Origin of the sequence: Burkholderia sp. AU16482, assembly GCF_002223285.1 — a bacterium.
GTDB classification, from domain to species: Bacteria; Pseudomonadota; Gammaproteobacteria; order Burkholderiales; family Burkholderiaceae; genus Burkholderia; species Burkholderia semiarida.
This window is the reverse complement of sequence record NZ_NKEY01000009.1, coordinates 309,959-335,942: the sequence shown is the minus strand read 5'-3', so window position 1 is coordinate 335,942 and position 25,984 is coordinate 309,959. Positions and strand designations below refer to the sequence as shown.

Here is a 25,984-nt window from a genome sequence, read left to right as displayed (position 1 = left end):
CGCGATGCATGCAGCCAGCCCTGTCGACGAAGCCGCCCCGCTGCCCTATCCGGACGGATGGTTCGCGCTGTGCTTCAGCCGCGAGCTGAAGCGCGGGGCCGTGCTCACGACGCCTTTCATGGGGCGCGATGTCGTGCTGTACCGGACGGCCTCGGGCGTCGCGTGTGCGGTCGACGCATATTGCCCGCATCAGGGCGCGCATCTCGGCCACGGGGGCACCGTCGACGGCGAACAGATCGTCTGTCCGTTCCATCACTACGCGTACGGCCCCGACGGCCGGCGCACCACGGCCCGCTGCATGAAGGGTAGCCAGGAACTGGTGCTTCGCACATGGCACGTGCGCGAATGGAACGGCTTCGTGTTCGTATGGCAGAACGCCGACGGGCTGGCGCCGACGTGGGAGCTGCCCGAAGTGGACATGACCGGCTTCTCGGCGCCGGTCGGCCGGGCATTCACGCTGCGCGGCGTGATGCAGAACCTGCCGGAAAACGGCTACGACCTCGAACATTTCGGCGCGCTGCATCGCTGGAAGGACATGAAACCGCATGCGCCCGTGATCGACGGGCCGCGCATTTCGATGCAGGTGGACATGGCGTGGAAGAACATCAGATGGAGCACGCTGATTGGCGTTCATGGCCTGGGCTGCGTGTCGTCCGACCATGAAATGAAGGCGATCGGCCTCGAAGCGAAGATCTTCGCGTGCGGCGTGCAGATCGCGCCGCTGCGCTGGACCTTCCGGGACGGCATCGCATTCCGCTTCTCGTGGCTGGCGAGGTGGCCGGGGCCGTTGCAGCGGCTCGTCTACGCCGTGCTCGGCCGCGTGCTGCACCGGCTGTGGCTGGTGCCCGTGTTCAAGGAAGACATCATGGTGTGGAACAATCGCGACTACACGGGCTACGGTACGCCGGGTGCCGGTGACGGACCGTACCCGGTGTTTCAGCGCTGGGCGCGGCAGTTCTATCCGGGCGTCGAGCGGCCCGCGGCGCGGCGCCCGGTCGCGCATGCGGACACGGTCGCCGAAAAATAGCCAAGGGAGGAATGTACGCGGCGCGCCCGCCGAACGCACGACCCTACACCGTCCGCCTGACCAGCATCGTCCGGCAGCGAAACAGCCGGATATATTCCCGTTGCCACAATTAAGTCTGGGCGAAATATGCAGGTCACCAGAAAAAATCTAATCGCGATCTCGGCCGTTTTGGTCTTGGCGATTCCGTCTCTTATGTTGCGCGAATCATATGGGGGTTGCGAAAACTATACTCAAGCTTTTAACGGGGGAACGAAAGAGTTCAGTGGCGAGCAATACAAAATCGAGCTGTGTGGGGCACCTCGCTCTCTTGGCGACGGCGACGAAATTCGTCTCCGGGTGATAGGGTCGGCAGGGAATGTGCTGGCGGAGAGGTATTTCGCGGTGCGCACGATCAACGATGCAGTTCCTCGGGAACTGGAGTACGGCGACGACACGATTTTCTACTACGACCAATCGAAGTCGTCGCCCTTGCGCTTCATCGCCATGCCGCCTTCCAGGATGGACCGGTTGACGGCCCAAATGCCTTTGCTCCAACGACTGATCTCGGTATTTTCATAAGCCCGGGAGCAAGCATTCAGACGTGGCACATCACACCGTCCGCCTGACCAGCATCGTCCGGATCTCCGAAATCGCCTTGGTCGGATTCAGCCCCTTCGGGCACACGTCCGTGCAATTCATGATCGTCCGGCAGCGGAACAGCCGGTACGGATCCTCCAGATCGTCGAGCCGCTCGGCCGTCGCGAGATCGCGCGAATCGGCGATGAACCGGTACGCCTGCAGCAGCCCGGCCGGGCCGACGAACTTGTCCGGGTTCCACCAGTAGCTCGGGCACGACGTCGAACAGCACGCGCACAGGATGCATTCATACAGCCCGTCGAGCTGGTCGCGCTCTTCCGGCGACTGCAGCCGCTCGCGCGCGGGCGGCGTCGTGTCGTTGATCAGGTAGGGGCGAATCGAGTGGTACTGATTGAAGAAATCCGTCATGTCGACGATCAGGTCGCGCACCACCGGCAGCCCCGGCAACGGCCGCAGCACGATCTCGCGCGGCAGCGTCTGCATGTTGGTCAGGCACGCGAGACCGTTCTTGCCGTTGATGTTCATCGCGTCCGAGCCGCAGATGCCTTCCCGGCAAGAGCGGCGATACGCGAGCGTCTCGTCGTCGCGCTTCACGCGGCCGAGCACGTCGAGCAGCATGCGGTCGGCCGGGTCCACGTCGATCTCGTAGCGCTGCAGGTACGGCTGCGCGTCCCGATCGGGGTCGTAACGATAGATATGCAGGGTGCGCGGATCGCTCATCGGTTCCTCCCGGCGCCAGCCGGCATGGGTTCTCGGAGTGCTGCGGGATACTGTCGCGGCACGCGGCGCCGCAAGCGCCATGCCGATCAGTCGTCGTCGACGCGCTTATCGATCAAATAGCGGCCGCGTTCGACGCCTGCCCGCAGCGCCTCGACCTCGGTCAACCATTCCGGGCCGGCTGCCTCCGGCACCACGAGCTCGATGCGCGCGCCGTTGACGTATACCTGTACCTCGTCGCGCCATGCGCCGCGCTCGTTGGGTCGCGCCCACACGAGAATCTCGTGGCCGCGATACGGGTCCCGAACTTGTGCGTCCTGTTGATGTGCCAAGGTGGCCTCCTGTCTTATCTGCGATGGCGATGCAAAAAATGCGCGCCGCATGCACGCAGCGCACACCCCGGGCCTTGCGCGCACGGACCGTGCCCGGCCGGCACGCTGCTTGCGTCCCTTTTCCGCATCGAAGCGCTACCGGGCCCGCCTCGCGCAGGGCCCGAACGGATGCACATCATGATCGGTCATCTCGAATTGCTTGGACGCCTGCTGCTGGCCGCGCTGCTCGGCAGCGTGATCGGGCTCGAACGCGAGCGTCTGAACTGGGCCGCCGGGCTGCGCACGCACATGCTCGTGTGCGTGGGCTCCGCGCTCGTGATGCTGGTGTCGACGTTCGGCTTCGAGGACGTGCGCGGGCAGAACGGCGTCGTGGTCGATCCGTCGCGGGTCGCCGCGCAGGTCGTGTCCGGCATCGGCTTCCTCGGCGCGGGCTCGATCCTGCTGCGCGGCGAAGTGGTGCGCGGGTTGACGACGGCCGCGAGCCTGTGGGCCGTGGCCGGCGTCGGGCTTGCCGCGGGCGGCGGCATGGTCGTTGCGTCGGTCGGCGCGACGGCGATCGTGCTCGTTATCCTCGCAGGCGTGAAGCCGCTCGAGCGCCGTTTCATCGCGCAGCGCCAGCAACGCACGCTGCTGCTGGTGGCCGAGCGCGGCGGCCTGACGCTCAACACGCTGCACGAAGCGCTCGGCCCCGGCCGCGTGCGCGTGAAACGGTTCATCGTCCAGCAGTCGGACGACGATCCGGACACCGACGACATCTCCGTCTCGTTCTCGCGCACGAGCGGGCCGGAATTCGCGGCGATCTGCGAGACGCTGCAAAACATCGCGTGCGTGCGGACCTGTCAACCCGACACCTCGTCAAGGAGTTTCGTGTGACCCAGACCGACCTGCTCTCCTATCTCGTGACGAGCCAGCTCGCCGCGCGCATGCGCACCGGCGCCTGGCTCACGACCAGCCAGCTGGTCGGCGCGTTGCGCGCGTGGCTCGCGTGCCGGCGCGCCGAATGCGACTGGCTCGACCGGATCAGGATCGCATACGCGTCGGCGACGATCGCGCAGGAGATCTACGACATCGCGGTCGTGCACGGCGAACGCGTGCGGCTCGACGCGCATTCGCCGGAACTGCAGGCGCTGCGTGCGCGCTGCGACGCACTGTTGCAGCGGATCGACGGCGACCGGGACGTCGGCGCACGATGATCGTGCCGGACCGCGTGACCCGCGCCGAGGATCGGCGCATCGACGCCGCGCCGGCGGACGGCCCGCCGCGGCACGGCCTGCTCGAGCGCGGGCGCAACTGCGACGCGATCCGCGGCGCGGACCGCTTCGCGATGCTCGTCGACGGCGACGCGTACTTCTCGACGCTGCGCGCGGCGCTGCTGCGCGCGCGCCATACCGTGTTCATCGTCGGCTGGGACGTGGACAGCCGGATGCGGCTCGCGCCCGCGGGCGCCGGCGACACGCTGCCCGACACGCTCGCCGCCTTCCTGCACGCGCTCGCGTCCGCCCGCCACAACCTGCGCATCTACGTGCTCGCGTGGGACTTCGCGATGATCTACGCGCTGGAGCGCGACTGGCCGCCCGTGTACCGGGCCGGCTGGCGCGCGCATCGCGGCATCCGGTTCCGGCTCGACGACGCACATCCGCGCGGCGCGTCGCATCACCAGAAGCTCGTCGTGATCGACGACCGGCTCGCGTTCGTCGGCGGCCTCGACCTGACGCGCGCCCGCTGGGACACGCCGGCCCATGCGGCCGACGACCCGCGCCGCCGCGACGAGCATGGCATGCCGTACGCGCCGTTCCACGACGTGCACGCGATGTTCGACGGCGACGCGGCCGCCGCGATCGGCGAACAGGCGCGCTCGCGCTGGCTGCAGGCGTGCGGGCGCCCGATCGCGATCCGCGCGCAGCGGCATCTCGAGCGGGCGGCCGACGACGATCCGTGGCCGCCCGATGCGCGCGTCGACGTGCGCGACGTGCGGCTCGGCATCGCGTATACGGCGCCGCGCCACGGCGGCCGCGAGCCGGTGCTGCAGGTGCGCGCGCTCGTCGAGGACACGATCCGCGCCGCGCACCGGCACCTGTATATCGAAAACCAGTACTTCACCGCGGCGGTGGTGCGCGAAGCGTTGTCCGCGCGCCTCGCCGACGCGCACGGGCCGGACGTGACGGTCGTCGCGCCGCGCGTGCAGAGCGGCTGGCTGCAGGAAGCGACGATGGGCGTGCTGCGCGCGCGGCTGCACGCGACGCTCGCGTCGGCCGACCGCTTCGACCGCTACCGGCTGCTGTATCCGCACGTCGACGGGCTCGGCGACGCGTGCGTGAACGTGCACAGCAAGGTCGCGATCGTCGACGACGAATGCATCGTGATCGGCAGCGCGAACCTGAACAACCGCTCGATGCTGCTCGACACCGAATGCTGCATCGCGCTCGTCGCGGCAGGCGATCCACGCATTCGCGCGGCGATCGCCGGCATGCGCGAGCGGCTGCTGGCCGAACATCTCGGCACGACGCCCGCCGCGGTGGCCGACGCGTTCGCGGGCGGGGAGCGGCCGAACGTCGTGCTCGACCGGCTGCGCGCGAAGCCGGGCCGCACGCTGCGCACGCTCGATCCGGCCGTGTCGCCGCAATTCGAGGCGCTCGTGCCGGTCAGCGCGCGGCTCGATCCCGAGCAGCCGATCGAGCCGGACCGGTTCGTGCGCGAATTCGTGCCGCACGAGCAGCACCGCTCGCTCACCGCGCGCTTTTTCGTGCTCGGAGCGATCGTGCTCGCGATCGCCGCGCTCGCGCTCGCGTGGCGCTTCACGCCGCTGGGCGCGCACCTGAACGTCGCGTCGCTGTCGCACGCGGTGGCCGCCATCGCCCGGCTGCCGGCCGCGCCGGCGCTGCTGCTCGCGGCCTACGTGGTCGCGGCGACCTTCGCGGTGCCGATCACGCTGCTGATCGCCGCGACGGGGCTCGTGTTCGGCGCGTGGCCAGGCTTCGCGTATGCGGGCGTCGGCTCGATGGCGGCGGCCGCCGCGACCTACGCGCTCGGCCGCTGGCTCGGGCGCGACGCGGTGCGCCGGCTCGCCGGCCCGCGCGCGAACCGGCTGAGCGAGCACATCGGCCGCCGCGGCGTGGTCGCGATGGCCGTGCTGCGGCTGCTGCCGATCGCGCCGTTTACCGTCGTGAACCTCGTCGCCGGCGCGTCGCACATCGGGCTGCGCGACTTCCTGATCGGCACGGCGCTCGGGATGCTGCCCGGCATCGTGCTGACCGTCACGTTCGCGCATCAGTTGACCGCGGCGCTCAGCCATCCCGGCCCTGGCGCGTTCGCGTGGCTCGCGGCGATCGGCCTCGCGCTGGTCGGCGTGTCGATCCTGCTCGTGAGGATATTGCGACGATGGCGCTGAGCAAACACGCGGCCCCGCCGCCGCACGTCGTCACCGCCGACGCGGCACCTGCCGCCGCGCCGGGCGGGCGCGACCTCCGGATCGCGACCTACAACATCCGCGGCGGCTACGGCGCGTGGCCGGCGCGCGCGGCCGACCGGATCGCGGCCGTGATCGACGAACTCGACGCGGACGTGATCGCGCTGCAGGAGGTGCCGCTCGGCGGCACGCGCGCGCCGGACGTGCTCGCGCATCTGCGCGACGCAACCGGCATGCACGCGGTGGCCGGCCCGACGATCGACACGCCGGAGCGCCGCTACGGCAATGCGGTGCTGTCGCGCTGCCCGATCCGCGCGGCGCGCACGCTCGACCTGTCGTTCCACCCGCGCGAGCCGCGCGGCGCGCTCGACGCCGACATCGAGTGCAGCGCCGGCCCGATCCGCGTGGTGGCGACCCATCTCGGGCTGTCGGCGAGCGAACGCAGCGCGCAGGTGCAGCGGCTGCTCGCGGCGTTCGACACGGGCGCGATGCCGGTGATCCTGCTTGGCGACATCAACGAGTGGTTCGTGCGCGGCCGCGCGCTGCAGGCGCTGGTCACGCGGTTCCGGCGCGCGCCGGCGCCGCGCACGTTCCCGACCGTGTGCCCGGTGTTCTCGCTGGACCGCATCTGGATTCATCCGGGCGAGCTGCTGGTCGACGTGGTCGTGCATCGCAGCGCGCGGGCGCGGCACGCATCGGACCACTATCCGCTGGTCGCGCGGATGCGCGCGACGCCCGCGACGGGCACGGCGTTTGCGCGGTGAGCCATTTCTCGCTCCGACGGAGGCAGCCCATGCGAACCGACGCACTCGACGGAAAGGATCTCGACTACTGGTGCGCACGCGCGTTGTGCGCCGACGATGAAGACACGCTGCGCTTCACGGCCGTCGCGCCGACCGTCGTCGTGACGGCCGCCTGCGACGCGTTCCGGCATCTCGATGCGCCGTTCGCGCCGTCGGCGTCGTGGGCCGACGCCGGTGCGGTGCTCGATCGCGTGGAGGACCTGCGGATCGCGCGTCACGGCGACGACGTCGAATGCGACGCCACCTTCGTCGACGGCCCGTCGACCTGCGGCGCCCACGGCCGCGAGACGCGCGTGGCGCTGCTGCGCGCGTTCGTGCGTGCGCGTTTCGGCGATGACGTGGACGCGCCGCCGTCGTTCCCGCACCGGATCGAGCACGGCAAGGTGGTGCGCTATGACCCCGGTGTGCCGATTCCGGATACGGACGATGATCCGGCGACGGGCGACAGCTCGGATATTCGGTCCATCCCGCGCATGTAATACAGGTGCGGCCTCGGCGGTCATGTAAAAACGACAGGCCCTTTCAAACCGCCTTCCCGTGCACGCCCTGTTCCGCCGGTGATCGCGCAGCAGGCACACCGATTGCGATGCCGCTGCGTTACCGCTCGCCGCCATCCGCCCGCGCCACGCCATGGACTCCACACCGCCGTTCGCTCCACACCTCTACTTCTGCGACGCCCGCCTCGTCGGGCCGCTCGACGCGTGGCCGCAGACCTTCGCGCATATCGCCGGGATGGGCTTCGACCACGTGCTGGTCGGCGCGTTCTGGGCCGCGAGCGTCGCCGGCTTTCCGCGCCACGTGGCCGATTTCCGGCGGCCGGCCCGGTCGTTCGAGACGCGCGCGAGCGCGCTCGAAACCTTCTCGCGGCTCGCGCAACTGGCGAAAGGCCACGGGCTGCGCCTGCTGCTCGAAGTCGTGCCCGATCGCATCGCACGCGAGAACCCGCTGCGCGCCGAGCATCCGGACTGGTACGTCGAGCACACGCACGACGACGCGCTGATCGATCCGCGCGGCACCGCGCACGCGCTGGATATCGCGCATGCGAACGCCGGCGACGAAGCGGTGCGCGACGCGCTGTCGGCATGGTGGTGCGCGCATCTCGCGGCGTTCGCCGACGCGGGCGCGGCCGGCTTCCTGATCGACGCGCCGCATCATCTGCCGGCCGACTGGTGGCCGGGGTGGCGCGCGGCGCTGCGCCGCGCACGCCCGGACGTCGCGGTGCTCGCCGGTGTGCCCGGCCATGCGCGCGATGCGCTCGCGCAGCTCGAAGGCGCCGGGTTCGACGCGGTGTTTTCATCGGTGCGCTGGTGGGACTTGCGCGCGCCGTGGTTCGCGGACGAACACCGGCTGCTGCGTCGGATCGGCGCGCCGATCGCGTTCCCCGATGCGCCGGACGGCCCGCGTCTCGCCGACGACTGGCCCGACGCGTCGGACGACACCGTCGCCCGCGCGTATCGCCGCGCGCTGTGGACGGCCGCGGCCGTCGGCACCGGCTGGCTCGTGCCGATGGGATTCGAGCGCGGCGTGACGGTGCCGCTGATGGCGCGCGACGCGGATGCCGAACGTTACCGCGCCGCATTCGAGCACGCGCGTTTCGACCTGTCGGGCGCGCTCGCCGATGCGAACGCGTGGCGCCGCGCCACCCCGGTCGCGGCGACGCGCGGCGAAATCGTGCAACTGAGCGCGCCGGCCGCGCACGCGACCGCGCTGCTGCGCGGTACGGGCCCGTCGCTCGACCATGACGACGCGGCGTTGCTGATCGCGTTGAATCCCGATCTCGACGCGCCCGCCACGCTCGACCCCGCGACGATCCTGCCCGGCGTGCCGGGCGGCTTCACGCGCGTCGTCACGCAGGCCGGCGCGCACGCGCATCCGCCTGCCGCGCTCGAACCGTTCGCGCTCGCGCCCGGCGCGTATGCGCTGCTGCACGCGTGGCGGGCGCCGCCCGTCACGACACGCCCGGACGCCGCGCGTGAACGCACCGTGCTGTCGGCGGCGCTCGCGGCCGACCGGATCGCGATCGAGCGCGTCGAGCCGTCGGTCGACGGCGGCCGCTTCGCGATCAAGCGCGTGATCGGCGAGCCGCTCGTCGTCGGTGCGTCGATCTTCACCGACGGCCACGCGCATCTGGCGGCCGTGCTTCAGTGGCGCGCCGCCGACGACGATACCTGGCGCGAAGTGCCGTTCAACGCCGAGCCGAACGACCGCTGGCATGCGCGCGTCACGCTCGACCGGCTCGGCCGTCATGAATTCCGCGTGGTCGCGTGGCGCGACGACTGGGCGTCACTCGTCACCGATATCGCAAAGAAGCGCGCGGCCGGCCAGGACGTGACGCTGGAGGTGCGCGAAGCGCAACTGCTGCTCGCGACCGCGCTGAAGCACGCCGAGCCGGTCGATCCGCGCGCGCGCAAGCAGATGGAGCGGCTCGCCGCCGAGCTCAAGGACGCGTCGCCCGACGACCGCCTCGCACTGATCGGCGCGCCCGAACTCGCCGATGCGTACGCGGCGCTGCGCTACCGCCCGTTCGTCACGCACGACGCGACGACCTACCCCGTCGACGTCGAACGCCGCAAGGCGCGCTTCTCGAGCTGGTACGAGATGTTTCCGCGCTCGGCGAGCGACGATCCGCACCGGCACGGCACGTTCGACGACGTGATCGCGCATTTGCCGCGCATCCGCGACATGGGCTTCGACGTGCTGTATTTCCCGCCGATCCACCCGATCGGCATGTCGGCCCGCAAGGGCCGCAACAACAGCCTGACCGCGGGCCCCGACGACGTCGGCAGCCCGTATGCGATCGGCTCGCCCGACGGCGGGCACACGGCCGTGCATCCGCAACTCGGCACGCTCGATTCGTTCCGCGCGCTGGTCGACGCCGCGCGCGGGCACGGGCTCGAGATCGCGCTCGATTTCGCGATCCAGTGCTCGCCCGACCATCCGTGGCTCGCCGCGCATCCGGGCTGGTTCGCGTGGCGGCCCGACGGCTCGCTGCGCTTCGCCGAAAACCCGCCGAAGCGTTACCAGGACATCGTGAACCCCGATTTCTACGCGCCGGACGCGCTGCCCGACCTGTGGCTCGCGCTGCGCGACGCGGTGCTGTTCTGGGTCGACGCGGGCGTGCGGATCTTCCGCGTCGACAACCCGCACACGAAGCCGCTGCCGTTCTGGGCGTGGATGATCGACGACGTGCGCGGCCGGCATCCGGGCGTCGTGTTCCTGTCCGAGGCGTTCACGCGCCCGGGGATGATGTATCGCCTCGCGAAAGTCGGCTTCTCGCAGTCCTACACGTATTTCACGTGGCGCGAATCGAAGCGCGACTTCATCGATTACCTGACCGAGCTGACGGCCGGCCCCGCGCGCGAATTCTTCCGGCCGAACTTCTTCGTCAACACGCCCGACATCAACCCGCGCCACCTGCAGAACGCGCCGCGCTCGCAGTTCGTGATCCGCGCGGCGCTCGCAGCGACGCTGGCCGGCTCGTGGGGCCTGTACTCGGGCTTCGAGCTCGGCGAATCGGCGCCGCTGCCGGACAGCGAGGAATACGCGGATGCGGAGAAATACGAGCTGCGCGCGCGCGACTGGAGCAAGGCCGCGCACATCGGCGCGGAAATCGCGCGGCTGAACCGCGCGCGGCGCGATCACCCGGCGCTGCAGACGCATCTCGGGCTCACGTTCGTCGACGCGGACAACGATTCGGTGCTCGTGTTCATGAAGGCGACCCCCGCGTTCGACAGCGTGGTGGTCGTCGCGATCAGCCTCGACCCGTGGCATCCGCAGGCCGCCAACTTCACGCTCGATGCGGCGCTGTGGCGCGGCCTCGGGCTGGCCGACGGCGAGCCGCTCGATGCGCTCGAACAGGACGCCGCGCACGCGCAGACCTGGCGCGGCCAGCGCCAGTACGTGTCGCTCGATCCGCACGTGCGGCCGTACGCCATCTGGCGGCTCACGCCGCCTCCGGGCGCCGCGCGGGCGGCGACGCCCGCGCCGGACGACGCCCGACCTTCCTCGGGAGCCCACGGATGATGAAACGCGAAGATTCCCTCGACGACGTGCGCCGCGCGCAATTCCCGTCGCTCGCGCCGGCCGGCACGCCGCGCCGGCGCCGCGCGCGCCGCCGCGAACCCGCGCTCTGCGCGGACGATCCGCTGTGGTACAAGGACGCGATCATCTACCAGGTGCACGTGAAGTCGTTCTACGATTCGAACAACGACGGCATCGGCGATTTCCCCGGCCTGATCGCGAAGCTCGACTACATCGCCGAGCTCGGCGTCGACACGATCTGGCTGCTGCCGTTCTATCCGTCGCCGCGACGCGACGACGGCTACGACATCGCCGACTACCGCGACGTGCATCCCGACTACGGCACGCTGGCCGACGTGCGGCGCTTCATCCGCGAAGCGCATGCGCGCGGCATCCGCGTGATCGCCGAGCTGGTGATCAACCACACGTCGGACCAGCATCCGTGGTTCCAGCGCGCACGCCGCGCGAAGCCGGGCTCCACGTATCGCGATTACTACGTGTGGTCCGACACCGATACGAAATACGCGGGCACGCGGATCATCTTTCTGGATACCGAAACGTCGAACTGGACGCACGACCCGGTGGCCGGCCAGTATTACTGGCACCGCTTCTACTCGCACCAGCCCGACCTGAACTTCGACAACCCGGCCGTCGTGCGCGAAGTGATCCAGGTGATGCGCTTCTGGCTCGACCTCGGCATCGACGGGCTGCGGCTCGACGCGGTGCCGTACCTCGTCGAGCGCGAAGGCACCAACAACGAGAACCTGCCGGAGACGCATGCGATCCTGAAGCGGATCCGCGCGACGATTGACGCCGAATACCCGAACCGGATGCTGCTCGCGGAAGCGAACCAGTGGCCGGAAGACGTGCAGGAATATTTCGGCAACGAGGACGAATGCCACATGGCGTTCCACTTCCCGCTGATGCCGCGCATCTACATGTCGATCGCGAGCGAGGACCGCTTCCCGATCCTCGACATCATGCGCCAGACGCCGGCGCTCGCGCCGAGCAACCAGTGGGCCGTGTTCCTGCGCAACCACGACGAGCTGACGCTCGAGATGGTCACCGATTCGGAGCGCGACCTGCTATGGCAGACCTATGCGAGCGACCGGCGCGCGCGGCTGAACCTCGGGATCCGGCGCCGGCTCGCGCCGCTGATGGAGCGCGACCGGCGCCGCATCGAGCTGATCAATTCGCTGCTGCTGTCGATGCCCGGCACGCCGGTGATCTACTACGGCGACGAGCTCGGGATGGGCGACAACATCCACCTCGGCGACCGCGACGGCGTACGCACGCCGATGCAGTGGTCGTCGGACCGCAACGGCGGCTTCTCGCGCGCCGACCCCGAACTGCTGGTGCTGCCGCCGGTGATGGGCTCGCTGTACGGCTATGACGCGATCAACGTCGAGGCGCAGACGCGCGACCCGCATTCGCTGCTGAACTGGACGCGGCGCATCCTCGCGACGCGCCGGGCGTCGCAGGCGTTCGGGCGCGGCACGATCCGCTTCCTGCGCCCGGACAACCGCAAGGTGCTCGCGTATCTGCGCGAGCTGGACGGCCACGAGCCGCTGCTGTGCGTCGCGAACCTGTCGCGCGCATCGCAGGCGGTCGAGCTCGACCTGTCCGAATTCGCGGGCCGCGTGCCGATCGAGATGACGTCCGATTCGCCGTTTCCGCCGATCGGACAGCTCCCGTATCTCCTCACCTTTCCGCCGTACGGATTCCTCTGGTTCGTGCTCGCCGAGCACGGCCGCGAGCCGTCGTGGCGGCAGCCGCACGCGGAACCGTTGCCCGAATACGTGACGCTCGTGATGCGGCGCGGCGACACGCGGCCGGACGTCTCGCAGCTGCACACGCTCGCGCACGACGCGCTTGCGTCATGGCTCGCGCGGCGGCGCTGGTTCGCGTCGAAGGACCGCAAGATCGGCGACGCGTGGCTGAACGTCGTCACGCCGATTCCGGACGAGCCGTTCCAGTATGCGGAGGCATGGGTGTCGGCGAGCGACGGCGGCGTCGAACGCTACGTGGTGCCGCTCGCGGCCGCGTGGGGCGGCGAGACGTCCCATCCGCTGTTCGCGCAACTCGCGCTGGCGCGCGTGCGGCGTGGCCATACGGTCGGCTACCTGACCGACGCGTTCGCGCTGCCGGCGTTCGCGCGCGGGATGCTGCGCAAGCTGCGCGACGGCGCGACGGTGCCCACGTCCGACGGCGGCCGGCTCACCTTTCTGCCGGAAGACGCGCTCGCCGGGCTCGATCCGGGCGACGACGCGGAAGTGCGCTGGCTCGCGGCCGAGCAGAGCAACAGCTCGCTCGTGATCGGCGACGCGATCGTGCTGAAGCTGGTGCGCAAGGTCGCGCACGGCGTTCATCCGGAAGCGGAAATGAGCCGGCACCTGACGCGCATCGGCTATGCGAACACCGCGACGCTGGCCGGCGAAGTCGTGCACGTCGATCCGGACGGCACGCCCCATACGGTCGCGATCCTGCAGCGCTACGTCGACAACCAGGGCGATGCGTGGACGCGCTCGTTCGACTTCCTGCGGCGCGCGATCGACGAACTCGCGCTGCCGGCCGCGGACGAAGGCGAGGCGGCCGAAACGGACGAGGAACCCGATGCGCTGCTCGGCTACGCGGCGTTCGCGGGCATCATCGGCACGCGGCTCGGCCAGTTGCACGTCGCGCTCGCGCAGCCGTCCGACGATCCCGCGTTCTCGCCGGAGCGCGCGACGCCCGATCACATCGACGGCTGGTGCATGGACGCGATCGCATCGTTCGAGCGCGCGCTCGACGTGCTGCGCACGCGGCTCGATGCGCTCGATGTGCCCACCCGCGCGTCGGCCGATGCGCTGCTCGCGTCGCGCGACGCGGCCGTGCTGGCGCTCGGCGAGCTCGTGCCGCGCACGCTCGACGCGCAATGCACGCGGATTCACGGCGATTTCCATCTGGGCCAGGTGCTCGACGTGCAGGGCGACGCGCTGCTGATCGACTTCGAAGGCGAACCGGCGCGCCCGCTCGAGCGGCGTCGCGCGAAATCGCATCCGCTGCGCGACGTGGCCGGCCTGCTGCGCTCGCTGTCATACGTCAGCGCGACCGCGCAGTTCGCGATCGAAAAAGCGCCGCCCCAGGCCGCCGGCCGCAAGCGCGCGCTGTTCGACCGCTTCGGGCAGGCCGCCGCCGACCGCTTCGTCGAATGCTATCGCGCGGCCGCGGACCACGCGCCCGCGCGCTTCGTCGATCCGCACTACGCGGACCGCCTGCTCGCGCTGTTTCTGATCGACAAGGCGTCGTACGAGCTGTGCTACGAAGCCGCGAACCGGCCCGACTGGCTGAGCGTGCCGGTCGGCGGGCTCGCGGCGCTGGTCGACCGGCTGCTCGGCGACGGCGTGCTGCCCGACGACGGAGGACACCCATGACCGACACGCTGTTCGAACGCGCCGATATCGACGCGCTGCTCGCCGGCCGCCATCCCGACCCGTTTGCGTGCCTCGGCCCGCACGAACAGGCCGACCGGATCGTCGTACGCGCGCTGCTGCCCGGTGCGGAGCGCGTGCGCGCGCTGTCGCCGGACGGCGCCGAGCTCGGCGCGCTCGCCTGCATCGATCGCGCCGGCTGCTTCGCGGGGACGATCGCGCACGACGGCGGCTGGCCGCATTACCTGCTCTCGATCGACTGGCCGGACGCGCACCAGGTCACCGACGACGCGTATGCATTCGGCACGCTGCTCGACGAAGCGGCGCTCGCGCGCTTCTCGGCCGGCGATCCCGATGCCGTGCTCGACTGCCTCGGCGCGGCACCGGTGCGCATCGACGATACCGACGGCGTGCGCTTCGCGGTCTGGGCGCCGAACGCGCAGCGCGTATCGGTGGTCGGCGATTTCAATGCATGGGACGGGCGCCGCCATCCGATGCGGCTGCGGCGGCCGTCGGGCGTATGGGAGCTGTTCGTGCCGGGCATCGGCGCGGGCGAGCGCTACAAGTACGAGCTGCGCGCGGCCGACGGGCGCGTGCTGCCGCACAAGGCCGACCCGTGCGCGCGTGCGACCGAGGCGCCGCCGAGCACGGCATCGGTGGTCGCCGACGTCGCGGCGCTCCACGCGTTCGCATGGCACGACGACGGCTGGATGCACGCGCGGCCGCGCAACGACGACCGCTATCGCGTGCCGTGGTCGATCTACGAGGTCCATCCGGAATCGTGGCAGCGCATCCCCGAACAGATGGACCGCAGCGCGACGTGGGACGAACTCGCCGAGCGGCTGATTCCATACGTGAAGGGGATGGGCTTCACGCACGTCGAGTTCATGCCGATCGCCGAATACCCGTTCGGCGGCTCGTGGGGCTACCAGCCGCTCGCGCAGTTCGCGCCGTCCGCGCGCTTCGGGCCGGTCGAGGGTTTCGCGCGGTTCGTCGATCGCGCGCATGCGGCCGGCATCGGCGTGATCGTCGACTGGGTGCCCGCGCATTTTCCGAACGACGCGCACGGGCTCGCGCAATTCGACGGCAGCGCGCTGTACGAGCATGCCGATCCGCGCGAAGGCATGCATCCCGACTGGAACACGTGCGTGTTCAACGTCGGGCGCACCGAAGTCAGTGCATTCCTCGTCGCGTCGGCGCTCGCATGGGCGCGCCGCTATCACGTCGACGGCATCCGCGTCGACGCGGTCGCGTCGATGCTGTACCGCGACTATTCGCGCAAGGAAGGCGAGTGGGTGCCGAACGTGTACGGCGGCCGCGAGAACCTCGAATCGGTCGCGTTCCTGCGCCGGCTGAACGACACGCTGCACGGTGCGTCCGCGCCGGCCGGCGTCGTCACGGTCGCGGAAGAATCTACCGCGTGGCCGGGCGTCACCGCGTCGACCGCCGACGGCGGGCTCGGCTTCGACTTCAAATGGAACATGGGCTGGATGCACGACACGCTCGCATACCTGCACGAAGACCCGATCCACCGCCGCTATCACCACGACCGGATGACGTTCGGGCTCGTGTACGCGTTCTCCGAGCGCTTCGTGCTGCCGCTGTCGCACGACGAGGTCGTGCACGGCAAGGGCTCGCTCGTCGCGAAGATGCCCGGCGACGCGTGGCAGCGGCTCGCGACGCTGCGCGCGTATTTCGGCTTCATGTGGGCGCATCCCGGCAAGAAGCTGCTGTTCATGGGCAGCGAATTCGCGCAATGGTCGGAGTTCGCGCACGATGCGACACCGCATTGGGACTTGCTCGACGCGCCCGCGCATCGCGGCGTGCAGCGGCTGGTGCGGGATCTGAACCGCACGTATGCGGCCGAACCGGCGCTGCATGCGCTCGACTGCCACGCGGCCGGGTTCTCCTGGCTGATCGGCGACGACCGCGACAACAGCGTGTTCGCGTTCGCCCGCCGCGACGATGCGGGGCACCTCGTCGTCGCCGTGTGCAACTTCACGCCCGTGCCGCGCAGCGGCTACCGCCTCGGGCTGCCCGCGCCCGGGCACTGGCGCGAACTGATGAACACCGATGCCGCGACGTACGGCGGCACCAACGCCGGCAACGACGGCGCCGTGTGGGCCGAAGCCGTGCCGGCCCACGGCGAGGCGTGGTCGGCGACCTTGCGCCTGCCGCCGCTCGCGACGCTGTGGCTTACCCCTGCCTGATCACTCGCTCGCGCCCTCGACACGGAGAACCGCCCCATGCCGACCGCCCTCCCCACCCGTCTCGAATCCGGCCGCAGCTATCCGCTCGGCGCGACCTGGGACGGCCTCGGGACCAATTTCGCGGTGTTTTCCGCGCACGCGCATCGCATTCAGCTGTGCGTGTTCGATCCGACCGGCCGCAAGGAACTCGCGCGCCTCGACCTGCCCGAATGCACCGACGAGGTGTGGCACGGCTACCTGCCCAACGCGCATCCGGGCACCGTGTACGGGTTTCGCGCGGACGGCCCGTACCAGCCGCAGAACGGCCATCGCTTCAATCCGACCAAGCTGCTGCTCGATCCGTACGCACGCAAGCTGGTCGGCCAGTTCCGCTGGTCGGACGCGCTGTTCGGCTATCGCGTGCATTCGAATCGGGCCGATCTGTCGATGGACCGCCGCGATTCGGCGCCCGCGATGCCGAAAGCCGTGGTCGTCGACGAAGCGTTCGACTGGAGCAACGACCGGCGCCCGAACGTGCCGTGGCGCAGTACCGTGATCTACGAGACGCACGTCCGCGGCGCGTCGATGCGCCGCGCCGGGCTGCGCCCGCCGGAGCGCGGCACGTTCGCGTCGCTCGCGCATCCGGCGTTCATCGATCATCTGCTGTCGATCGGCGTGACGACGGTCGAGCTGTTGCCGATTCACGCGTTCCTGCAGCAGCGCGAGCTCGTGAAACGCGGGCTGCGCAACTACTGGGGCTACGACACGGCGGCGTTCTTCGCGCCGGAGCCGTCGTATCTGACGACGCGGCGACTCGACGAAATGCGCATCGCGGTGCGCCAGTTGCACGCGGCCGGCATCGAGGTCGTGCTCGACGTCGTCTACAACCACACGTGCGAAGGCAACCAGCTCGGGCCCACGCTGTCGTGGCGCGGCCTCGACAACGCGAGCTATTACCGGCTGCGGCCCGACGATCCGCGCTACCACGTCGACGAAACCGGGTGCGGCAACACGCTGAACATGTCGCATCCGCGCGTCGTGCAGATGGTGATGGATTCGCTGCGCTACTGGGCCACCGCGTTCAACATCGACGGCTTCCGCTTCGATCTCGGCGTGACGCTCGGCCGCGAGGATCACGGCTTCGAACCCGGCGCGGGGTTCTTCGACGCGCTGCGGCAGGACCCCGTGCTCGCGCAGCGCAAGCTCATCACCGAGCCGTGGGATCTCGGCCCCGGCGGCTATCAGCTCGGCCGCCATCCGCCCGGCTTCGCCGAGTGGAACGACCGGTTTCGCGACACCGTGCGACGCTTCTGGCGCGGCGACGCTGGCCAGCGCCCGGAACTGGCGGCACGCTTGTCGGGCTCGGCCGACCTGTTCAATCACGGGCGGCGCCGCACCTGGGCATCGATCAATTTCGTCACCGCGCACGACGGCTTCACGCTCGCCGATCTGGTGTCGTACGCGGGCAAGCACAACGACGCGAACGGCGAGGACAACCGCGACGGCCGCGACGACAACTGCAGCGCGAACTGGGGCGCCGAAGGGCCGACCGACGACGCGGCGATCCGCGACGTGCGCCGGCGCGTCGCGCGCTCGATGCTCGCGACGCTGTTTACCGCGCTCGGCACGCCGATGCTCGTGGCGGGCGACGAATTCGGCCGCACGCAGCAGGGCAACAACAACGCGTATTGCCAGGATAACGAACTGTCCTGGCTCGACTGGGACCTGGCGCACGGCGACGAAGGCATCGAGATGACCCGCTTCGTGTCGCGGCTCGCCGCGCTGCGGCGCATGTACCCGGTGATGTCGGCGCCGGGCTACCCATCGGGCGACCGCGACGGCGCGCCGGGCATGCGCGAGATCGAATGGTTCGACGAACGCGGCGACGCGCTGACCGTCCCCGCGTGGGAAGACGGCGAACGCCGCGCGCTGACGATGCGGCGCGTCGGCACCGGCCGCACCGGACGCACCGAGGCGTTGCTCGTGATGCTGAACGCATCGGCCGACACCATCACGTTCATGCCGCCCGCGCCCGTACTCGATTACCGGATCCTGCTCGACACCGCGACGCCCGACTCGGGCCCGCGCTCGTGGCCGGAAGCGGGCCTCGACGTCGCCGCGCATGCGGCCGCGATCGCGGTCGCGGCCGTGCCGCCGCCCGATCAGTCTCCTTCCCGAGGATCGCCATGACATCCCGTTCCGCCCGCCCAACCGGCACGCATGCATTCGAATCGTCGTTCGGCGCGACCTGCGTCGATGCCGACCACACGCGTTTCCGGCTGTGGGCGCCCGCGAGCCGCACGGCCGCCGTCGAGCTGCAGGACGAAGGCGGCCGCGCGATTCCGATGACGCCGGCCGGCGACGGCTGGTTCGAGACGGTCGCGCCGTGCGGCCCCGGCACGCTGTACCGCTACCTGCTCGACGACGCGCTCGCGGTGCCCGATCCCGCGTCGCGCTTCCAGCCGTACGACGTGCACGGACCGAGCCAGATCGTCGATCCAACCGCGTACCGCTGGCGTCACGACGCATGGCGCGGCCGCCCGTGGCACGAGACGGTGCTGTACGAGCTGCATGTCGGCGCGTGCGGCGGCTACGCGGCCGTCGAGCGGCGGCTGCCGACGATCGCCGAACTCGGCGTGACCGCCGTCGAGCTGATGCCCGTCAACGCGTTCCCGGGCGCGCGCAACTGGGGCTACGACGGCGTGCTACCGTTCGCGCCCGACGCGTCGTACGGGCGGCCCGAGGAGCTGAAGTCGCTGGTCGACACCGCGCACGGGCTCGGGCTGCAGGTGTTCCTCGACGTCGTCTACAACCACTTTGGCCCCGACGGCAATCTGCTGCCGCGCTACGCGCCCGAATTCTTCCGCGCGGACCGGCAGACCGCGTGGGGACCGGCGATCGATTTCTCCCGTCCGCAGACGAGCGCGTTCTTCATCGACAACGCGCTGTACTGGCTCGACGAGTACCGTTTCGACGGGCTGCGCATCGACGCCGCGCACGCGATCGGCGACGACGCATGGCTGCGCGAACTCGCGCGCCGCGTACGCGCGCACGCGGGCGACGCGCGCCACGTGCATCTCGTGCTGGAGAACGAGCGCAATACCGCGAGCCTGCTCGGCCCCGGCGGCTTCGACGCGCAATGGAACGACGACTTTCACAACAGCGCGCACGTGCTGCTGACCGGCGAGCGCGACGGCTACTATCGCGCGTACGCCGACGCGCCGCTGCGCCATTTCGCGCGCACGCTCGGCGAAGGCTTCGCGTATCAGGGCGAACCGTCGCCGCTGCACGACGGTGCCGCGCGCGGCGAGCCGAGCGCGCACCTGCCGCCGACGGCGTTCGTCGTGTTTCTGCAGAACCACGACCAGATCGGCAACCGCGCGTTCGGCGAACGGCTGCGCGCGCTCGCGAACGACGACGCGGTGCGCGCGGCCACCGCGCTGATGCTGCTTGCACCGTCGATTCCGCTGCTGTTCATGGGCGAGGAAGACGGCAGCACGCAGCCGTTCCAGTTCTTCACCGACTATCGCGGCGCGCTCGCCGACGCGGTGCGCGAAGGCCGGCGTCGCGAATTCGCCGCGTTTCCCGCGTTCGCCGATGCCGCGCATCGCGACGCGATTCCCGATCCGAACGACATCGCGACGTTCGTGCGCTCGTCGTTGCACCATCCGCCCGACGAATCGTGGCCCGACGCGGCCGCGTGGCGGCGCTTCTACCGCAGCGCGCTGGCCGTGCGCGCGGCGCTCGTGACGCCGCACCTGGCCGGCGCGCGGTCGCTCGGCGTCGATCTGCTCGCGGGCGACGGCGACCCGCCCGCCCTCGCCGCGCGCTGGCGCCTCGGCGACGGCAGCACGCTGACGATCGCGCTGAATCTCGGCTCGCACGACGCGACGCTGCCCGCGCTGCCGGTCGGCAAGATCGTGTTCGAGACGCCGCCGCGCGCGCGCGACCGGCTGCCGGGCGGGCACGTGCCGCCCCGCGCGTGCATCGCGTGGCGCGACGGCGCGGTCAACCAGGATGCGCGGCATCACCGCGCGAACGGACGGAGTTCATCATGACGACCGACGTTCCGATCGCGGCGCTCGCCCGTGCGGCCGGGCTGGAGCCCGACTGGACCGACGCGGGCGGCGTCGCGCGGCGCGTGGACGACGACGCGCTCGTCGCGCTCGTCGATGCGCTCGGCTGGCCGTGCGGCACCGCGATCCAGCGGGTCGACAGCGCGGCGGCGCTCGCCGACGCGAACGCGGCGCCGCCGCGTACCGTGACCGGCGACGCCGGCCTGCCGCTGACGCTGCCCGCGACCGTCGCGGCGCCGGGCGCGCGCTTCAGGATCTCGCTCGAAAGCGGCGGGCACGTGGACGGGCGCGTGGGCGGCACGGGCGAACACGGCACGCTGCCGCCGCTCGCGATGGCCGGCTATCACGCGCTCGACGTCGGCGAGCAGCGTATCGGGCTCGCGATCGCACCGCCGCGCGCGCGGCCGTTCGACGCGTTCGCGCGCACACGCGACGCGAACAGCCGCTGGGGCATCGCCGCGCAGCTCTACGGCCTGCGCCGCACCGGCGACGACGGCGCGGGCGACTACACGACGCTCGCGCGGCTCGCCGCGCACGCGGCGCGCCACGGCGCGCAGGCCGTGGCGATCAGCCCGACGCACGCCGGCTTTCCGGCCCTCCCCGCGCACGACAGCCCGTATTCGCCGTCGTCGAGGCGCTGGCACAACGTCGCGTATCTCGACTGCGACGCGGTGCCGGGCGCCGATGCCGCGCCGCGCGCATCGGCCGCCGTCGCCGACGCCGACGCCGCACTGATCGACTGGCCCCGCGTGCTGCCGGCGAAGCTGCGCCGTCTGCGTGCATGCTTCGACGCATGGCGAGCGAGCGACGACCCGTCGCGCGACACGTACCAGCGGTTTCGCGCGGCGGGCGGCGCGGCGCTCGACGCGCACGCGCGCTTCGATGCGCTGCAGGCGTTCTGCATCGAGCACGGGATCGGCGCGGATTGGCGGCAATGGCCGGCGCAATGGCGCATGCCGGGATCGGCGGAAGTCGACGCGTTCGCGCACGCGCATGCCGACACGATCGCGTTCCACACCTTCCTGCAATGGTGCGCGTCGCGCGCGCTGGGCGACGCGCAGCACGCGGCGCGCGGCGCGGGCATGGCGACCGGGCTGATCGCCGATCTCGCGGTCGGCTCCGATCGCGCCGGCAGCGACGCGTGGGCGCACGGCACGACGCTGCTGCGCGGCGTGTCGCTCGGCGCGCCGCCCGACCTGTTCAATGCGGCTGGCCAGGCGTGGGGCGTGACGACGTGGACGCCCGCCGCGCTGCGCGCGGACGGCTTCGTGCCGTTCATCGAGCTGCTGCGCGCCGCGTTCGCGCACGCGGGCGGCATCCGCATCGATCACGTGCTCGGCTTCGCGCGGATGTGGATCGTGCCGGACGGCGGCTCGCCGCGCAGCGGCGCGTACCTGCGCTATCCGCTCGACGATCTGGTGCGGCTCGTCGCGCTCGAGGCGGCCCGCCATCGCGCGATCGCGATCGGCGAGGATCTCGGCACCGTGCCGGCCGGATTGCGCGAACGGCTCAGCGCGCAGGGCGTCGCGGGCATGCGCGTGCTGTGGTTCGAGCGCGACGCGAACGGCGCGTTCCGGCCGCCGTCCGCATGGGATCGCGATGCGATCGCGACCACCTCGACGCATGACTTGCCGACCGTGGCCGGCTGGTGGCGCGGCGTCGATCTCGGATGGCGGCGCGTCGCCGCCGACGCCGAAGCCGGTAAACGGCGCGACGACACACCGCCGCGCGACGTGGCCGCCCCGGCGCCGAACGATGCGAGCGCGCACGATTCCGACGAGATCGTGCAGCGCATGGCGTTCGGACACGATACCGTGCAGCGCCCCGAGCCGGGCAAGCCGACGCCGCCGCCGGCTTCGCCGCCCGAGCTGCTCGCCGCCCACGCGGAACGCGCCACCGAGCGCGCGGCGCTGTGGCACGCGCTGCAACAGGCCGGGTGCGCGCCGGCCGGCGCCGCGGCGCCGCCGGCCGACATGCCGCCGGTGAACGCGATCCTCGGCTACGTCGCGATCAGCCCGTCGCCGCTCGCGCTGCTGCCGCTCGAGGATTTGCTCGCGCTCGACGCGCAGCCGAACCTGCCGCGGCCGCCGTGCGGCCATCCGAACTGGCGGCAGCGTCTGCCGCGCACGGTCGACACGCTGTTCGACACCGACGTGCGCACGCGCATCGCCGCCGTCGTGCATGCGCGCCGTTCGCGGGGGCGCCGCTCATGACGCCGCGCGCGACGCTGCGCCTGCAGTTGCACGCGGGCTTCACGTTCGACGACGCGGCCGCGCACGCCGACTACTTCGCGCGGCTCGGCGTGAGCCACCTGTACCTGTCGCCGGTGTCGACGGCCGAGCGCGGCTCGCTGCACGGCTACGACACCGTCGACTACGGCGCGCTCAGCGCCGAACTCGGCGGCGAAGCCGGCTTCCTGCGGCTGGTCGATGCGCTGCGCGCGCGCGGCCTCGGCATCATCATCGACATCGTGCCGAACCACATGGGCGTCGGCGGGTCGTCGAACGGCTGGTGGAACGACGTGCTCGAATGGGGGCCGGCGAGCCCGTATGCACGCACCTTCGACATCGACTGGCATCCGCCCGACCCGGCGCTCGACGGCAAGGTGCTGCTGCCGTGCCTCGGCGCGCCGTACGGCGATGCGCTCGCGGCCGGCGACATCACGCTGCGCGCCGATCCGGCCGCGGGCCGCTTCTATATCGCGTGCCCCGGGCGGCGGCTGCCCGTGGCCGCCGCCACCTACGCGGAAATCCTGCGCATCGCGAACCGCGCGGACCTGAACGCGCTCGCCGAGCGCTTCGATGCCGCGCCGGCACGCGGCAGCGCGCGGCTGGCCGCCGCCCATGCGGCGCTGCGCGATCATGCGGCCGCGCACGGCCCGCACGCGCTCGACGCGGTATTGCGCGGCGCCGACCCGCGCCGCGCCCGCTCGCGCGCCTGCCTGCACCGATTGCTCGAACGCCAGCACTACCGGCTCGCGTGGTGGCGCACGGCCGCCGACGAGCTGAACTGGCGGCGCTTCTTCGACATCGCGACGCTCGCGGCCGTACGCGTCGAAGACGACGCGGTGTTCGACGCCGTTCATGCGCTGCCGCTGCGCCTCCACGCGGCCGGGCTGGTCGACGGCGTGCGCGTCGATCACGTCGACGGCCTCGCCGATCCGCGCGCGTACTGCCGGCGGCTGCACGCGCGGCTCGCCGCGCAGCGCGACGCGCGGCCCTACATCGTGGTCGAGAAGATCCTCGCGCCCGGCGAGGCGCTGCGCAGCGACTGGGCCGTCGACGGCACGACCGGCTACGACTTCATGAACGACGTCGGCGCGCTGCTGCACGACCCGGCCGGCGCCGCGCCGCTCGCCGCGCACTGGGCGGCCGTGTCGGGTTCGGCGCGCACGTTCGCGCAGGAAGCGCTCGACGGCAAGCGGCGCGTGCTGATGCGCCAGCTCGCCGTCGAGCATGCGCGGGTCGCGCGGTTGCTGCACGGGATCGCGCGGGCGTCGCCGGCGACGCGCGACGTGAGCCGGCTCGCGATCCACCGCGTGCTCGGCGAACTCGCGGTGCGGCTGCCCGTGTACCGGATGTATCCGGCGCCGGGCGAGGAACTCGCCGACGCCGACCGGCGCGTGCTCGCCCACGCGTATGACGGTGCGTATGCGGCCGTCGATCCGACCGACCGGTTCGCGCTCGAGCGCGTCGCCGCGTGGCTCGGCCTGCCGGTCGTGCGCGTACCGCGCGCGAACGCGGACGCGCTGGTCGCGGCGCGCGTCGCGTTCGCGCAGCTCACCGCGCCGCTGGCCGCGAAGGGTGTCGAGGATACGGCCAACTATCGCTATGGCCGGCTGCTGTCGCGCAACGAGGTCGGCGCCGACGCCGGCGACTTCAGCCTGTCGCGCGGCGCGTTCCATGCACGCAACCGGCGTCGCGTGCGCACCGTGCCGCACGGGCTCGTCGCGACGGCCACGCACGACCACAAGCGCGGCGAGGACGCGCGTGCGCGGCTCGCGGTGCTCAGCGAGGCGCCCGATGCGTGGCGCGCGGCATCGCTCGACTGGTCGGCGCTGAACCTGCCGCATCGCGGCGGCGCGCACCGCGACCTCGCGTGGACGCCCGGGCCGGCCGCCGAGGCGATGCTGTACCAGACGCTCGTCGGCTGCTGGCCGCCCGCGCTCGCACCCGACGATGCGGCCGGCCTCGACGCGCTCGCGACGCGCGTCGTGCAATGGCAGACGAAGGCGCTGCGCGAAGCGAAGCAGCACACCGACTGGCTCGCGCCCGAGCCCGACTACGAGCGCGGCTGCGAGGCATTCGTTCGCGCGATCCTGACGCCGCGCGGCGCCGGGGATTTTCCGCATCGGCTGCATGCGTTCGTCGCGCGGATCGCGCCGGCCGGCGTCGTCAACAGCCTCGCGCAGACGGCGCTGCGGATCGCGTCGCCCGGCGTGCCCGATCTGTATCAAGGTACCGAGTCATGGGATCACTCGCTCGTCGATCCGGACAACCGGCGCGACGTACCGTTCGCGACGCTGGCGGCCGAAGCGGTCGACGCGCCCGTTGCGTCGTATCTGCCGACGTGGCCCGACGCGCGCGTGAAGCGCGCGCTGATCGAGCGGATGCTGGCGCTGCGCGCGCGATGGCCGGCGACGTTCGCGGATGGCGCGTACGTTCCGCTGCGCGTGCGCGGCAAGTTGGCACGGCATGCGGTGGCGTTCGCGCGGTGCGACGATGCGGCGACCGTGGTGGTGGTCGCGACGCGGCTCGCGTGCCGGTTGCTGGGCGAAGCGCCCGGATTGCCGCGCGTGGAACCGGCGCGATGGGGCGATACGGCCGTCGTGCTGCCGCGCGGCGTCGAATGGCCCTGGACAGACGCGTTGAATGCCGGGGACGCGATCGATGCGCCGGATGGTGTGCTGGCGCTCGATCGCTGCCTGGCCGAGTTGCCTGTGGCGGTGCTCGTCGCGGCGCGGAGTGAAAACTGAAGGCGATGTCCGATTGACGGTAGTCAGGGAGCGAGCCCGCGATCGATTTTGTGCAAAACGTGCCGTGAATAATCGATCTTTCAAACGCGTGATCGGCTTTCACCCGAAGCCTCCGATCGCTAGCCAGTTTGTTCAGCCGACGATCTGCGTCAACGACCTTACGACCACTCCTCCGGCGGCATCTCGCCGCGGTCGTCCTCCCACAGCGGTTTCGCCGCCTCTTCTCCGCGGCTCGGCGTCACCGGCCCGTTTCCGCTTGTGCCGCGGTCACCGCGCTCGGCCCGCCGCGCGCCGTCGCGCGGTACCGCCTGCGCTCGCACACGAGTCCGCGTACGCGTCGGCGTCACGGTCCGTTGCCCGTCGCGGCGACGCTCGTCCGTCGAGCCTGCATCGTGGGTCTGTCGTGCATTCGAAGCTGTAGCCATTTCGTTCTCCTGAGTCATCGAAAGAAAC

16 protein-coding genes are annotated in these 25,984 nt (G+C 71.1%); 14 read left to right on the top strand and 2 right to left on the bottom strand.

Annotated elements, in window-relative coordinates:
• The first annotated feature begins 4 nt into the window (after window positions 1-4).
• Window positions 5-1,027, top strand: coding sequence for a Rieske (2Fe-2S) protein (locus tag CFB35_RS31980; protein WP_226093995.1), 1,023 nt, complete (start codon window positions 5-7; stop codon window positions 1,025-1,027).
• A 126-nt stretch (window positions 1,028-1,153) separates the two neighbouring features.
• Window positions 1,154-1,585 carry a hypothetical protein gene (locus CFB35_RS31975; RefSeq protein WP_089466142.1) on the top strand — a complete coding sequence of 144 codons (432 nt, stop codon included), beginning with the start codon at window positions 1,154-1,156 and terminating at the stop codon, window positions 1,583-1,585.
• A 30-nt stretch (window positions 1,586-1,615) separates the two neighbouring features.
• Here CFB35_RS31975 and CFB35_RS31970 read toward each other — a convergent pair whose 3' ends face one another.
• Complete coding sequence (locus CFB35_RS31970) at window positions 1,616-2,323, bottom strand: succinate dehydrogenase/fumarate reductase iron-sulfur subunit (RefSeq protein ID WP_059500499.1); 708 nt, start codon at window positions 2,321-2,323, stop codon at window positions 1,616-1,618.
• Between the two features lie 86 nt (window positions 2,324-2,409).
• The gene (locus CFB35_RS31965) at window positions 2,410-2,652 is read right to left on the bottom strand and encodes a DUF6566 family protein (protein WP_059637224.1); all 243 of its coding nucleotides are present in this window, start codon (window positions 2,650-2,652) and stop codon (window positions 2,410-2,412) included.
• A gap of 177 nt (window positions 2,653-2,829) precedes the next feature.
• Between CFB35_RS31965 and CFB35_RS31960 the strand changes: the two genes are divergently transcribed.
• From CFB35_RS31960 to treY, 12 genes are all read left to right on the top strand, one after another.
• A complete protein-coding gene (locus tag CFB35_RS31960) occupies window positions 2,830-3,525 on the top strand; it encodes an MgtC/SapB family protein (RefSeq protein WP_059575219.1) in 696 nt (231 codons plus the stop codon).
• Window positions 3,522-3,845: a hypothetical protein gene (locus CFB35_RS31955; RefSeq protein ID WP_059575052.1), complete on the top strand. Its 324-nt coding sequence runs from the start codon at window positions 3,522-3,524 to the stop codon at window positions 3,843-3,845. The genes CFB35_RS31960 and CFB35_RS31955 overlap by 4 nt, the downstream gene beginning before the upstream one ends.
• On the top strand, window positions 3,842-6,040 hold the full coding sequence (locus CFB35_RS31950) for a VTT domain-containing protein (protein WP_060967440.1): 2,199 nt from the start codon (window positions 3,842-3,844) through the stop codon (window positions 6,038-6,040). The genes CFB35_RS31955 and CFB35_RS31950 overlap by 4 nt, the downstream gene beginning before the upstream one ends.
• A complete protein-coding gene (locus CFB35_RS31945; RefSeq protein WP_089466141.1) occupies window positions 6,031-6,822 on the top strand; it encodes an endonuclease/exonuclease/phosphatase family protein in 792 nt (263 codons plus the stop codon). Before CFB35_RS31950 ends, CFB35_RS31945 begins: the two co-directional genes overlap by 10 nt.
• A gap of 29 nt (window positions 6,823-6,851) precedes the next feature.
• Window positions 6,852-7,340, top strand: a complete 489-nt coding sequence (locus tag CFB35_RS31940) for a phage protein NinX family protein (RefSeq protein WP_059575049.1) — start codon at window positions 6,852-6,854, stop codon at window positions 7,338-7,340.
• A 151-nt stretch (window positions 7,341-7,491) separates the two neighbouring features.
• Window positions 7,492-10,884: a maltotransferase domain-containing protein gene (locus CFB35_RS31935; protein ID WP_089466140.1), complete on the top strand. Its 3,393-nt coding sequence runs from the start codon at window positions 7,492-7,494 to the stop codon at window positions 10,882-10,884.
• Window positions 10,884-14,294: a maltose alpha-D-glucosyltransferase gene (treS, locus tag CFB35_RS31930; RefSeq protein ID WP_059575217.1), complete on the top strand. Its 3,411-nt coding sequence runs from the start codon at window positions 10,884-10,886 to the stop codon at window positions 14,292-14,294. The genes CFB35_RS31935 and treS overlap by 1 nt, the downstream gene beginning before the upstream one ends.
• A complete protein-coding gene (gene glgB, locus CFB35_RS31925; RefSeq protein WP_089466139.1) occupies window positions 14,291-16,501 on the top strand; it encodes a 1,4-alpha-glucan branching protein GlgB in 2,211 nt (736 codons plus the stop codon). Before treS ends, glgB begins: the two co-directional genes overlap by 4 nt.
• Before the next feature lie 36 nt (window positions 16,502-16,537).
• Window positions 16,538-18,670 carry a glycogen debranching protein GlgX gene (gene glgX, locus CFB35_RS31920; RefSeq protein WP_089466138.1) on the top strand — a complete coding sequence of 711 codons (2,133 nt, stop codon included), beginning with the start codon at window positions 16,538-16,540 and terminating at the stop codon, window positions 18,668-18,670.
• Complete coding sequence (gene treZ / locus CFB35_RS31915; RefSeq protein ID WP_089466137.1) at window positions 18,667-20,538, top strand: malto-oligosyltrehalose trehalohydrolase; 1,872 nt, start codon at window positions 18,667-18,669, stop codon at window positions 20,536-20,538. Before glgX ends, treZ begins: the two co-directional genes overlap by 4 nt.
• On the top strand, window positions 20,535-22,769 hold the full coding sequence (malQ, locus tag CFB35_RS31910) for a 4-alpha-glucanotransferase (RefSeq protein WP_089466136.1): 2,235 nt from the start codon (window positions 20,535-20,537) through the stop codon (window positions 22,767-22,769). The genes treZ and malQ overlap by 4 nt, the downstream gene beginning before the upstream one ends.
• On the top strand, window positions 22,766-25,531 hold the full coding sequence (gene treY / locus CFB35_RS31905) for a malto-oligosyltrehalose synthase (RefSeq protein ID WP_089466135.1): 2,766 nt from the start codon (window positions 22,766-22,768) through the stop codon (window positions 25,529-25,531). The genes malQ and treY overlap by 4 nt, the downstream gene beginning before the upstream one ends.
• Window positions 25,532-25,984 lie beyond the last annotated feature (453 nt).